The sequence below is a fragment of the Streptomyces sp. NPDC002076 genome, from assembly GCF_053593835.1.
Genome location: NZ_JBSFDI010000040.1, coordinates 20,650 through 33,427, shown reverse-complemented (window position 1 = coordinate 33,427; position 12,778 = coordinate 20,650). Strand labels below are relative to the sequence as shown.

Genomic DNA, 12,778 nt, shown 5'->3' with positions numbered 1-12,778 from the left:
GAGAACACAGTCACGGAGATCTCCCGGCGGTCGGCGGAAGTAAGGAGGCTGCCTGGCCATCGGGCGCCAAGAGGCCGTACTGGGTCCCGCGAAAGAAGCGGACGAGGACTACGACCACGCCGTGTCGCAGTGGCAGAACGTGGCGAACGGCGTCATCGGCACCGGTGTCGGAGTGGGGACGAGTTTCATCGCGTCCCCTGTCGCAGGTGCCGCTGTCGGTGGCGTCGTCGGCACTGTCAGCGGTGTCGTACTCGGCGAACTGTTCAACGGTGTCGAGGGCAGCAATCTGGAGGACAAAGGCGTCACCTCCGCCCAGCTCTGGGAGGACAGCCGCGAGCGCAATATCGCGCTGGCGCAGAAAGCCGCCATCGAGGCGGCCAAAGCGCATCACTCCCCGTATGCGGGCCAGGTGAGCGAGTGGGCACGCTACGGCACCCAGGACGGCTTCAACGACGCTTCCACGGACGGGCGACGCATGGCCGACGACCTCCATCCGGAAATCTCCTGACGAGGAAACGAATCCGATGTCGCGCGTCCGTCCTCATTCCCTCTCGGCCCGCGTCGCAGGCCTCTTTGCCGTCAGCCTGACACTGGCGAGCTGCTCTTCGCGATCTTCGGAGGGCAACCGGGAGTACACCGTTCCCTCGTCGCTGTGCGGAACGGCCGTGTCCGCATCGGCTCTCCAGCCGCTTCTGCCGGCGGGGAAAAGGATCTCATCCGTGAAGAGCGGCCCTATCGGCTTGACCCGTTGCCGACTGATGCTCGACGGACAGGTCGTCGTCACCAGCGTCACCGAACAATGGGAGCCGGGGACGACGCTCAGCGACGTGGCCTACACCGCTTACCACCTGCCCGCCGGGAGTGTGAAGAAGGAGAGCGCCCGGTACGTCGTGTCCGACTCGGTGGGAGTGGGGCATGCCTCGTGCGGCAGGCTGCAGAAGGAAGGCCATGAGATCTTCACCATGATCCGCGAGGAGCACGGCACGGTCGGCACGGCGGCCATGGAGAAGGCCATCACGAAGTTCACCGAGGCGGTGTCCTCGTCCAGGCAGTGCGCCGGGTCCACCCACGCGAGCGGGGATGGGTGAGGGGCGGGAACACCGCCGCGGGGTGCCGCTCAGAACGTCGTCAGGGCCTCGACCCCGCTGTCGTGCATGAGGAAGACGCGGTTGGCGGCGGAGGCCAAGTGACCATAGGTGAATTGGTCGACGTCGTACGCCCATCCCTGGCTGCCGTCGGTCGCCTTCGCTGTCTTGAGCTCCATCGGGTCCGTCTCGGAGTAACCGTTGTCCAACGCCCAGACGCCGTGACCGCTCAGCACCACGCGGCTGTTGGTCAGCGCGGTCATCGGTGAGGTGTACGACCCCGTGCGCTCGGGCGTCCACATGTCACTGCCGTCGCGCTTGTCCAGGCGCGTGCAGTAGCTGCCTCTGGTGGCGTAAACCGCGTCCGCGGAGACCGCCGGCGCGCCGAAACCGTCTTCCTCGCCGGGCTTGGCGGCCCACGTGACCTGTCCGTCGCTGAGCCGACGGGCTTCCAGCGTTTTGCCGTTGAGATACACGGTGTCGCCGTCGGCCGCCGGGCGGACCGCGAAGTCATCGCTGTTGAGGTGAGCCGTCCGGCTCCACACCGTGCGGCCGTCGCTCGTCCGTACGGCGAGGACGCTTCCGTTCGTCGACGCGGGGATGATGAGCCTGCCCTGGCTGACGGCGCCGGGCGGGATGACCTTCTGACGGAAGTCAGTGGGGACGGTGGCCGTCCAGCGGACCTTCGCATCCGCGCGGCCGATGCTGCGCACTCTGCCCTCCTTCGTGAGGACGTACACCGCCTCCGCGTCGGCGGCGAGCAGCGTCATGGCTTCGGCGCCGGGGCATGTCCACTTGGGCTCTCCGGTGGACGGGACGAAGGTCCGCAGCACCCCCTGGCTGTCCGCACCGACGACGAGCCGGTCCGACAGGGACAGATAGCCGGCCTTCGCCACGATGCCAGGCGCCGTCCAGCGCTTCCTACCGTCCCTGACGTCGTACGCGGCGATGCCGCCACTCGCGGCGCCGAAGACGAGGACATCGCGTACAGGCAGCAGCTGGGGCGAGTAGACGTCCGCCACGTCGCCCAGTGACCAGATGTTGGCCGGTTCCCCGGTTTTGCTCGGATCCTTGTCGGGGTCGGCGTTCAACGGCTGCACGGGGGTACGCACGGCCGGCGGGATGTCGAAGGGGTCCCTCTTCTTGATGGTCCGGGACGTGGTGCCTCCTCGGGTACCGAACCACCAGGCCGTCGTACCGCCCCCGGCCGCGACGACGACGCCCGCCGTGGAGAGTCCGACGAGCAGGCGCCGCCGACCGACGGACGGTGCTCCGGCCATCGAGTGCGCCGTGATCTGCGTGGTCAGGCGATGAGCTTCGGCTTCCCGCTTCTTGATCGCATCGGCGACCTTCCCGCGCCGCCACGCCCGGTCCGCCCCCCTCGGCGCCGACATGGCCTGCGCGATCTGAGCGGGCAGCGGGCGGGCGGCCGGGTCCTTCGCGAGGCATGGGGCGATGAGCTCCTGCAACTGCGGTGGCATGTCACCGAGCCGGGGCTCACCGTGCACCACCTCGTACTGCAGCGCCGCCACGTGCCCGCCGTCGAAGGCTCGTCGGCCGGTGGCGGCGTACACGAGCACGGCGCCGAGCGAGAACACGTCCGCGGGCGGGGCGACTCGTCGCCCGAGTACCTGCTCGGGTGCGCCGTAGCCCGGCGTGACCGGGATCTGTCCTGTGGTCGTGAGAGTGAGCCCGTGTTCCGGCCGGGCGATGCCGAAGTCAATGACGCGCGGCCCGTTCGAGGTGAGCACGATGTTCGGAGGCTTGAGATCCCGGTGGATGAAGCCCGCCGCGTGGATGTCGGCGAGGGTGAGCGCCAGGGAGGTGGCCAGCGCCCGCAGCGTGGGCTCGGCAAGCGGGCCGTAGGTGTCGACCACCTGGTCCAGGGTGAGTCCCGCGAGGAACTCGGTGGCGATCCACGGCCGCGCGCCCTCGGTGTGTGCCCCGAGCACGGCAGCAACGCCCTTGCTGCGCACGGCCCGTGCGGCCTGTGCCTCGCGCACGAAGCGCTGGGCCAGGTCGGTGTCGTGGGCGAGTTCGGGACGCAGCACCTTGACGGCGGCCAGGGTGCCGGCGCCGTCCTGCCCGACGTAGACCTTGCCCATGCCGCCCTCGCCGAGGACGCCGAGCAGGCGGTAGGGGCCGAGGCGGATCGGGTCACCGGTGCCGAGCGGTTTCATCGTGGGTTTGTCTTTCTGCCGAGAAGGACGGGACGGTTTCCGGGCGGCTGTCCGGATGGTGACCCGCTCCGCGGTCTGCCTGCGGTCAGTTGAGCGGGTAGGCGGAGATGTAGTCGGTGTCCATACCGAGGACGAGTTCCGACTGGGTGTCCGCGTGGAACTGCACAGCAGTCGTCTTGTACGTCAGGGCAATGGCGTGAGTCGCCAGCGAAACGGCCCGCAGCTGCAGCCCGTTCTTGTAGTACGCGCAGCGGGTGCCGATGATCGGCTGCCAGCCGGTGTACGCCTCGTCCACTTCCGCGGTCGCCTCGGTCCACAGGACCTTGCCGTGTGCCGTGTCCACCGCCGTCAGTCCGATGCCCTCTCCCACGGCGTACAGCACACCCTTCCCCAGCGCCGGCGGACTGTACCGTTGCCCGTTCTTGGTCGCCCACACCTGGGCCCCGTCGCTCAGTCGCAGCGCCCGGAGTTGCGCACCACCGACGTAGATGTGATCGTCGTCCGCGGCGATCTCGCTCCTGAGGGAGTCGACATCCTCGATGTCGTAGGGCTTGTCCCACAGCACGGCTCCGCTGCGGATGTCCCGTACGACGATGTGCGGTTTCTTGTCCTCCACCTCCTGGAAGGTCACCAGGCGCTCGCCGACCACCTTGGCGGCGAGGAAGTGCAGCCGCTTGCTCTTGTTCGACCGCTTCGGCAACGGCTTCGTCCAGAGAGTCCTGCCCGTCTTGAGGTCGGCCGCGCGCAGGGTCCAGGTCTGCGAGGGCTGGAATCCCGCTCCCTCGTTCTCTGCCTTCTTTCCTGCCCCCAGCGCCACGTACACGACGTTGTCCGCCAGGCAGAGCAACTGGTTGGGCAGGATGCTGAAATCAGCGTCCGCCAGACGGGTGGAGCTCGGCTTCACGTAGTCCTGGCCCTCGTCCCATGTGGAGATCGCCATGGCGGTTCCGCTTCCGTGGTGGTCCCAGTCCCGATCGAGCATGTACAGCCGACCGTCGGCCGCCGTTGCCTGCCACCAGTTCCCGTCCATCGCCATTTGGCGATTCGTCCCGTTCGACGGGTTGATGCGCTGAAACTCCGCGTTCAGCGCAAGCCAGATCGATCCGTTGGCGTGGTAGGGAACGACAATCCCCCAGTTGTCGTATTCCATGCCGCCCTTACCGCCGTAGTTCCACAACGCGGAGAGGTTGCGTGTCTGCCGGGGCGCCTTCTTGGCCGGAGCCGTGGCATGCCCGCGGTACCACCACACGCCCCCGCCCGCTGCGGCGGTCACCGCCAGCGCTCCACCCGCCGCCAGGAACCCGCGGCGCGAGAGCCCTCGCTTGGACGGCGAGGTGACCGTGGTGGGGCCCGCCTCATCGACCGGCGCCGGCAGCCGCTGTGGCGTCAGCCGCCAGACGTCGGCGGCCCGGCGCCCGATGTCCGCGAGCAGCCCGGGCGGCAGATGATCGGCGAACTCGCCGCTGCCGTCGTGGAGTTGGGCGACGAGTTGGGCCGTGGTCGGCCGGGCCGCCGGATCCTTGGCCAGGCACTGGGTCAGCACCGGAGCGAGGGAGGCCGGTACGCCGCTGAGGTCCGCCTCCGCGTATCGCACCCGGTACAGCAGGTCCGCGGCCTGCCCGTGCCCGAACGGACCGCGTCCGGTGGCCGCGTACACCAGCACTCCGGCGAGCGCGAACACATCGCCGGCCGCGTCGTGGTCCTGCCCGGTGGCCTGTTCCGGGGACATGAAGGCCGGTGTGCCGACGGCGGCACCGGCCCGGGTCAGGTGGTCGTCACCGATCGCCCGCGCAACGCCGAAGTCGATGACCTTGGGCCCGTAGGCCGTGAGGAGGATGTTGGACGGCTTGAGGTCGCGGTGCACGACGTCCGACCGGTGCAACTGGCCGAGTGCCGAGCACAGGGCGGCGCCCAGGGCCCGTACAGACTGTTCGGGCAGCGGCCCACCGGCTTCGACGGCCTCGTCGAGCGGGGGTCCGAGTACGTACTCCGTGGCCAGCCAGGGCGTCTCCGCGAGCGGATCGGCGTCCATCACCCGCGCCCCGAACTGCTCGCCGATGACCCGGGCCGCGTCCACCTCCAGCCGGAAACGGGTGCGGGCCGCGGGATCGGTGGCGATGGCGGCGTGCATGGTCTTCAGGGCGACGGTACGACCGCCGGCGGAGCGTGCCGCATAGACGGTACCCATGCCTCCGCTGCCGAGCCGGGCGATGAGCCGGAAGGGGCCGAGGGCAACGGGATCGTCATGGTTGAGGGGAGTCGGCATGGGGTTCTTGTCGTCAGTGGCTGGGGTGGGTGACGGGGGCCGGGCGTGGCGCTGCGCCGGGCGGCCCGGACACGTGCGCCGGTGCCGGCGTGGGCAACTGCACCTCGGCGGCCAGGACGGAGGCCGACTGGTGGACGACGGCGGCGATGAGCCGCGCGGGCAGCCAGCCGGGGGCGAGGAGGGCGTCCGCACGCGAGGGCGGAGCGAAACCGGCCGGAGTGTCCGGTGGGGCGCCTCCCGCCAACTCGTCGATGACCTCGGTGAGTTGTGGGCGATGGGCTGGGTCGCGGGTCAGGCACCGCGAGACCAGCGAGCGCAAGGCGGGCGGAAGTTCCTCCCGTTCCGGCATCGTGTACCCGGTGGCGGCGTAGGCCAGTGTCGCCCCGAGGGCGTACACGTCCCCCAGCGGGCGCGGCTGCCCGCCGGCTGCCTGCTCGGGCGACAGGGAACCGGGGTCGAGCCCGGGCACCTCCTGCCGCGAGGCACCGTCCGGCGCAGCGGCCCGTACCGCCCCGAAGCAGGTGAGCCGGGGCCCGTCCGCGGCGATCAGCACGGCGGCCGGGCAGAGCCCAGCGTGGGTGAGGTTCTGCCCGTGGATGACAGCGAGGTTCTCGGCCAGCGCGATGCCGAGCGCCCGGACCGTCCGCTCGGGCAGCGGGCCGCCGTGGACGGCGAGGGCGACGGGCAGCGGAAGCGCGGGCAAGTACGGACGCGCATGCCACGCCGGCTCACCCGGGGCGGCGAGTTCGGCGGCCGGGAGGACCCAGGACCCCAGGAGATAGCGGGAGACATCGGCTTCGGCCATGAAGCGCTGCGGGTCGACCGTAGCCAAAGGGCTGCTGAGCAGTACCGTGCGGTCACCGTCGGCGCTGCGGGCGATGAAGCGGTGCTCGGGTACGGGTGTGTGCGCGGGAAGGCCGGAGTCGAGCCGTGTGACAACCGTGTACGGGCCGATCTGCCGAGTGCTTCGGGCACTCGGTCCGGTGGCTGACGCGCGCATGCTCACTCTTCGTTCCTCTGATTCAACCGCTCGGCCTGCGTCGCTCGGCACAACAGCAGGGTGGGCGCCTCCCGCGCGCGCCCACCCTGGAGTTGCTTCTGCGAGCCGTGTCCTACTGGAAGTAGGAGGCCGCCTTCTTGTCGCCTTCCATGTACGTACCGCCGGACTGACGGACGACGTGACCGATGCCCTGCAGTGCCTGGTGGATGTCGTTCGCCGCCTTGTCCCAGTGCTGCAGCTTCTCGTGGAAGGTGCCCTGGGCCTGGCCCTCCCAGTACTGCAGGCTGTTCACCACCAGGCCGCGCAGGTCCTGCAGATCCTGCTCGAGCTGGCTCGCCTGGTTACCGATGCTGGTAGCCGCGGTGTCGAGCCCGTCGTAAGTGACGGAAAGCCCCTCAGCGTTGTTGGCCATGCCTGTTTACCTCGTCTCGCTGGTGTGTAGCTGATGAGTGCGCCGGTTGCCCGGCAGATGTCCTGCGTCTCGCTCGACTCAGTAGGAGCTCAGGGACGACGTCGGAACGGTGGAAGCGCCGTCCTGGAGGCTGATCTTGTTGACGGCCGCGCGCACCTCGTCTTCCTTGCTGTCCTTGATGTTGCGCGTCGTGGTCATGGCCTCGATGACGTCGCCCAGGATGTTGCCGATGTTGCGCAGCGACAGGTTGATCTCGTACTGCTTCTTGTCGAACGCGGCACGGCCGATGCCCTGCCACTGGCCCTCGAGGCTGTCGATGACGCCCTGAAGCGCGTGCACGCGCTTCTGGATGTTCTCGTACTTCTCGAGCATCTGCTTCTCGAGACGGATTACTGCATCATCGTGGAGCTTCTGCGTTCCGCCGGCCATGATCGGCCCTGCCTTTCGTGTGTCCGATGTTGATCTGATGGGTTCGGCTCACCGTTGTTGCTTGTCACTTCCGGCGGTGAGCACGCAGTGCCTGTCCTGTTCGAACTGCACAGGGCTGCTACGGCTGTTGATGCCGAGGAACTCACCTGGCGCGTCGTGCCCGCGCGATGGCCAGAGCGCCGCCACCGATCACGACGACCGCGCCAACGGCGCCCAGTGCGATCCAAGTGGTGTTGCTGCTACCGCCGCTTGACGACTCCGCGCTCGATCCTGCCGCTGAAGTTCCACCGGTAGAACCCTTTTCCGGGGCTTGTGACGGGGTTGATGCAGAGTCAGAGGAGGACGAAGCGGCAACCGGGGAACCGGACTTGGCCAGCAGGTCGCCACCATTGTCCTTGGCGAGCGGGTCGACGTGCGCCGGTCCTGGGTTGTAGTTCGGATTCGCGAGAACCAGACGAGGACGAATGAGCCCGTAGCCGGCGTACTTGCTCGGGTTGTTCTTCGGCCACGTGCGACCGGCCGTGTCGATCAGGGCGCGGGTTACCTGGTTCACCGTCCAGTCGGGGTGGGCGGACCAGATCAGGGCGGCAGCTCCCGAGGTGATGGCTGCTGCCGAGCTCGTGCCGTTCATGTTGTCGCAGTACGAGTGGAAGGTCGCGTCACACCAGCCGGGGAATCCCTGGCCTGGGGCCGAGAGATCGACGTAGTTTCCAGAGGAGGAGAACTTCGATACGGTGAGGGACTTATCCGCTGCCGCTACGCCGACTACATAAGGGAAAGCAGCCGGATAACCGATCGTGTCACCCGATTTCTGACCGTCATTACCGACTGCAGCGATCAGCAACTTCCCCTTCGAGGCAGCGTATTCGACCGCAGCCTTTTCCTCGGAGCTCGGCCCCTCTGCACCAAAGGACATGTTGATGATCTTTGCGTCGGTGTCGGCCGCAGCCCTGATCGCCTGCGTGGGGTCAGGCGTTTTCTTCAACTCGGACGCACTGCCCTTGAGGTCATCGAACTTGACCCGGAACGGGATGATCCTGGCTCCAGGCGCCAGGCCCTTCAGGCCGCCACCTGCTCCCGTCCCGGCGATCAACTCTGCAATGGTTGTGCCGTGGCCGTCGTAATCGTCGGTGGTCCGATAGTCGACCGATTCCGGGACCTCGTCTGTCAGGACCTGCCCCTTGAGCGACGAGGTGTTCACGTTCACTCCGCTGTCAATGACAGCGACTTTCACGCCTTTCCCCGTGCTGGCCTTCCACATCTTCTCGGCCTGCATTGGCCCCAGGTACCACTGCTTCGACTGGGCGTCGGCAGCGGACACACTCGGGGCCAGGCCCACAGTCGTGGCGGCCAGGGCGCCGACGGCCGCGGCCACAGCACACACTCGTCTACCGCGGCGTGTTCTGAGAACCGTGGCCTGCTCGGCTCGTCGGCTGATCCCTGACTTCATCGTCTTTTCTGTCCTCGCTCGCGCTCAGTTGACCACCGGCGGCACATCACGCCGGGGTTTGTCGGGCAGGTGTGTCTCTTCGTCCTCGACGAGGTAGTCGGGCCGCGGCGATCCCTCCGTCTTTCGTTCGTCGCCGGGCTTTCCGTTGTGGCCGGCGCCGCGAGTGAGACCGGCACCACCACGGGTCATGCCGTTGCGCTCAGCACCTGCCGCGGAGTTGCGCGAGGTGGGGCTGCCGGTGACGGGCTCGGATGTTCCCTCACCAAGTCGGGAGCCGGTCGCTCTCGCACCGGGTCGCGCCGTGGACTCGGGCGCTCCGATGACACCGCGCTGGCCGAGCCGACCGGTCGTGGACCGGGAGTTGGCCTCCTCCTCCCCCCCAATGACCGTGCCTCGTGGCAGCCGGGACCCGTTCTTCGACGACGGATTCGTGGCGGAGGGCCGCCCCCCGACGACTCCGTTGGACCGTCCGGCGCCGGTGGCCGGCCCTCTGCTCGTGCGTGCTGCCTCGGCACCTCCGGGCCGTGGCGTACCGCCTGTGACCCCTCGGCCCATCGGCGACGACGGCCTCGGCCCGGAAGCGGTGCCCTTGACAGTTGACTGGCCCTCCGACGCCGCGCGGCCCATCTCGTCCACGGGCCCTCTCGCGGTGGCACGCCCGGATCCCGGGTTGGTCAAACGGGACGTTCCCGTTCGCCCCTGGGCGGACGACGGCGTACGGAACCCGCCGGCGCCGCTCAGACCGCGGCCCGAGGTGGCATTGGGCATCGGAAGCCGGTATCCACCACCGTCGAACGCATTGGGCTGACCACCAGTCGTGGGAGGAGTGCCCGTGACCGGCGGAGTATGGCTGGGCCCAGGGGCGTTGGTCGTGGGCGGAGGCAGCGTGCCGGTGTGGTCGATGTGTGTGCCCACAGGCTGGTCGGGATGCGACGGAATCCGGTCGGGTATGTGCTGGGCAGGTGTCGGGCCGTCACTGGTGACGTGCCTGGGAGCGTCACTGTTCGGAACCGTCGCCGTCGCGTGATCACCGCCACCGGATACCGGTCCGGTGCCTCTGTGAGCGCCTGACCCCACAGACGAGACCGGCTGGTCAACGCCATACCTCTTCGAGGGCTGTGGAACACCCACGTCGGGCATCGACGTGAACGACGGAGTCTTGTCCTTCTCAGGAAGGAGCGACAGCACCTCTTCGGACACCGCGTAGTACGACGCCAACCGGTTCATCTGGTTGATCGCCTCTTGACGGTCCTTCTCCACCTTTACGGCAGTGGCGTACCCCTCTTTGTCCGCCGCCTTCTCGGCCGCCGTGAACTTGTCGGGCCGCGTCCGGTTCGCCTCCGTGTCACGAGGCGGCATGGCACCACGAACGGCGGCAAGACCGACGGCGGCGGCCGTGATCTGGTCACCCGCAGCTCCGGCGAACTCACTCAAATAATGAGTATGTGTGACGAGCTTGCCACCCCATTCACGGAAAGAGTCACCCGACTTTCCGACCCAATGGACCTTCTGGATGTGACCGTCGAGCTCATCTGCTGCCGCCTTGATGGCGTCGCGCGCGTCCCACAACGCCTTGCCGGAGGACTCGAGGTCCTCAGAGTCGGTCTGCTCAACCAGGTCGATCATCTTGTTGAGAGGGAGGTCGAGGTGGCCGAAGTCTGTCCGAGCGGCGACCCCTGCCCCGACAGGCGTGGCCCTGATTGCTGTGTCAACCCAACCGAGAAGCAACCCGCTGTGTGGGCTGCTCTCGTAGCCCCGAACCCAGTCAGTGGCTTTGTTCTGATCGCCGACTCGCTGCAGATCGGCATCATGCTTGTCGGTCATCGTCACGCCTTCATCTTTGTGCCGGTGCCGGTGCGCTGCTTGCCGTCATTGGTGTCCTGCGTGCCCTGGATGTGCTGCTGGATCGCCCAGAACCGCTGACGCTGTTCCTCTTCGAGGTTGTCGAAGCCAACGCGCGCCCCCTGCACCGCGATACCGATCGCCTCGATCTGCAGATGCAGATCCCTGGACAGCTTCGTCAGCTCGCCGTGGACCCGCGTGTACTGGTAGTACAGGCCGTGCGCCTCAGGGAAGATGTCGGCCCCGCCCGAGGTGAGAGACGTCTGCCTGATCTTCTGCGCCTCGACCTTCGCCGGGTTGCCCGCGGACCCCTCAAGTGTCTTCAGGACGTTGTCCACCCGCTTCACGAACACATCCAGCGCCTCACCGCTGGCTTCCAGGTTCGCCGCCCTGGTCGCCGACACGCCCCCCACCATGTCTGCCGGAAGCACGACGCTCCTCCCCGTTTCCCCGTACATCCATCGGTCGCGACCGGATCGAGACCGACCAACCGCTCGCCGTACGATCGCAAAGCGAGCCGCGCCTCACAACGCCTTTACCACTGTAGTCATCCCGTACAACGGGTCCAACCGGCCTGTGTGTTAACTGAGTTACGGTGGCGGACCCGATGCCGCGCTTTGCCCGTTTTGCCCAGCCGAGGAGAGGGGTTCGCCAGCTCCTGGCCAGCGACGCCAGAGGGGGTGCCACTCCATCTTGGCCGCGGCCGGCTGCGCCAACACCGCATCGTTTGCGATCTTCATCGAACTTCTACACAAGCATCAACCGGATTGATCCGTTCCCGGCGCCATCCGCGTCCGCCATACCCTGGGGCCATGTCGCAATGGGCTGGGATTCTGGTGCTGGCGTTGCTGTTCGCCGTCATCGTGGGCGTGTTCACCCTCGTGTTCGCGGTTTCCGCGCACGGACGCAAGAGGGATGCGCAAATCAAGGAGGACTACGCACAGCTCGCCCGGATCGCTCTGGAGCGCGGCTGGACGTACGAGACACGTACGCAGGGACGTATCGACCAGCACTGCGGCCTGCGTCCGTTTCCTGTCCGTGGGAGCAATCTGCGTGCCTGGCACTACACCACGGGAGAGTTCCGAGGTCGCCAGTTCACGTACTTCGAGTACCGGTACATGAGTGTGCCATCGGGCGCCGACACCGGAGAACGCAAGCAGCCAACCATCGAGTCCGTCTTCGTCGTCACGACTCCCGGTCCGGGGCCGTTCCTGCAGATACTGCGTCCGAACGTGCTGGACACCCTGTTCGACCGCCGGCACAAGATGAAGCTTGGGGTACCGGAGTTCGATCAGGACTTCCGGATCATCACGGAGGACGAGGAATTCGTCCGCAACGCCCTGTGCGACACGGTGGTGCCCTACCTGCTGGCGGGCACCAGGACCAAGAATTCCCCGCTCCAACTGCGCAACAGCGAACTGTTCACGTGGTATAGGGGCACCTTGTCTCCGCAGACCGTCGACGAGAAGCTCAACTACCTGTGCGATGTCCTGGACCGGATTCCGAAACAGGCGTGGAGGACTGCCGTCTGAGCAATCGGAGTGCCTCTGGCCCGAGGTCATAGAATCGTTGGGGCGAGGGGCACGGCACCTTCACGTTCAACCAGGGTCTTCCTCGGCCGGGCGTACCGTCCGCAGGAAGGTCTTGAAGTCATCGAGCACCGCGTCGAGTTGGGTCGGCTTCGCGGTCAGCACGAATGCGAGGACGGCACGCTGCGCCGGATTCCTTACGTCCTCCATGCCGAGGTACACCTGGGTCTGTAGCAGTTCCAGCGGCTCTCCCTGCAAGGTGGTGTGAAGGCGAAGCTTCTGAACCACACCAGGGGAGTCCGTGAGGCCCGGAATGTCCGGCGTGCCGATTTCCGCCTTCTTGACGACCTCCACGGTGCCGCCCTGCTCCAGCCGCCGTACCGACTCTTCGGCGATCTTCCACATCGTGGCGCTGTCGTTGCGCATCCGCCCGGCGATGGTGATGTTCGCCGTGAAGTCATCGATGGAGGCGGGGTGGAGTGCGACGAAGGCGACGCCGGGTGCCCCCACCTCGTCCGGCGGCGCCGCCTGCCAACCGTCCGGCAGTGAGAAGGAGATCTTGACCGGCAGCGCGGTCGTCATGGT

The 12,778-nt window shown here is 67.4% G+C and carries 12 protein-coding genes; 3 read left to right on the top strand and 9 right to left on the bottom strand.

Translation table 11 applies throughout. From position 1 onward, the window contains the following. Positions 1-121: 121 nt before the first annotated feature. Together ACWCQS_RS43865 and ACWCQS_RS43860 are read left to right on the top strand one after the other, a co-directional pair. On the top strand, positions 122-508 hold the full coding sequence (locus ACWCQS_RS43865; protein ID WP_451009708.1) for a hypothetical protein: 387 nt from the start codon (positions 122-124) through the stop codon (positions 506-508). 211 nt (positions 509-719) lie between these two features. Next, positions 720-1,088, top strand: a complete 369-nt coding sequence (locus tag ACWCQS_RS43860; RefSeq protein WP_451009707.1) for a hypothetical protein — start codon at positions 720-722, stop codon at positions 1,086-1,088. Positions 1,089-1,117: 29 nt separating this feature from the next. On the opposite strand, the gene ACWCQS_RS43855 is transcribed toward ACWCQS_RS43860, so the two are convergent. The 8 genes from ACWCQS_RS43855 to ACWCQS_RS43820 form a co-directional block, all read right to left on the bottom strand. Further along, a complete protein-coding gene (locus ACWCQS_RS43855) occupies positions 1,118-3,265 on the bottom strand; it encodes a serine/threonine-protein kinase (protein WP_451009706.1) in 2,148 nt (715 codons plus the stop codon). Between the two features lie 85 nt (positions 3,266-3,350). Further along, positions 3,351-5,531, bottom strand: coding sequence for a protein kinase domain-containing protein (locus ACWCQS_RS43850; protein WP_451009705.1), 2,181 nt, complete (start codon positions 5,529-5,531; stop codon positions 3,351-3,353). A gap of 13 nt (positions 5,532-5,544) precedes the next feature. Next, positions 5,545-6,531, bottom strand: a complete 987-nt coding sequence (locus tag ACWCQS_RS43845) for a serine/threonine protein kinase (protein WP_451009704.1) — start codon at positions 6,529-6,531, stop codon at positions 5,545-5,547. 112 nt (positions 6,532-6,643) lie between these two features. Next, the gene (locus tag ACWCQS_RS43840) at positions 6,644-6,943 is read right to left on the bottom strand and encodes a WXG100 family type VII secretion target (RefSeq protein ID WP_388627778.1); all 300 of its coding nucleotides are present in this window, start codon (positions 6,941-6,943) and stop codon (positions 6,644-6,646) included. Positions 6,944-7,021: 78 nt separating this feature from the next. Continuing rightward, a complete protein-coding gene (locus ACWCQS_RS43835; protein ID WP_450980271.1) occupies positions 7,022-7,315 on the bottom strand; it encodes a WXG100 family type VII secretion target in 294 nt (97 codons plus the stop codon). Positions 7,316-7,514: 199 nt separating this feature from the next. Next, positions 7,515-8,747, bottom strand: a complete 1,233-nt coding sequence (locus tag ACWCQS_RS43830; protein WP_451009703.1) for a S8 family serine peptidase — start codon at positions 8,745-8,747, stop codon at positions 7,515-7,517. A 99-nt stretch (positions 8,748-8,846) separates the two neighbouring features. Then, complete coding sequence (locus tag ACWCQS_RS43825) at positions 8,847-10,646, bottom strand: hypothetical protein (RefSeq protein ID WP_451009702.1); 1,800 nt, start codon at positions 10,644-10,646, stop codon at positions 8,847-8,849. Positions 10,647-10,648: 2 nt separating this feature from the next. Further along, positions 10,649-11,068, bottom strand: a complete 420-nt coding sequence (locus ACWCQS_RS43820; RefSeq protein WP_451009701.1) for a hypothetical protein — start codon at positions 11,066-11,068, stop codon at positions 10,649-10,651. Between the two features lie 408 nt (positions 11,069-11,476). Between ACWCQS_RS43820 and ACWCQS_RS43815 the strand changes: the two genes are divergently transcribed. Next, positions 11,477-12,196 carry a hypothetical protein gene (locus ACWCQS_RS43815; protein WP_451009700.1) on the top strand — a complete coding sequence of 240 codons (720 nt, stop codon included), beginning with the start codon at positions 11,477-11,479 and terminating at the stop codon, positions 12,194-12,196. Between the two features lie 66 nt (positions 12,197-12,262). Here ACWCQS_RS43815 and ACWCQS_RS43810 read toward each other — a convergent pair whose 3' ends face one another. Beyond that, positions 12,263-12,775 carry a hypothetical protein gene (locus ACWCQS_RS43810; protein WP_451009699.1) on the bottom strand — a complete coding sequence of 171 codons (513 nt, stop codon included), beginning with the start codon at positions 12,773-12,775 and terminating at the stop codon, positions 12,263-12,265. Positions 12,776-12,778: the final 3 nt, after the last annotated feature.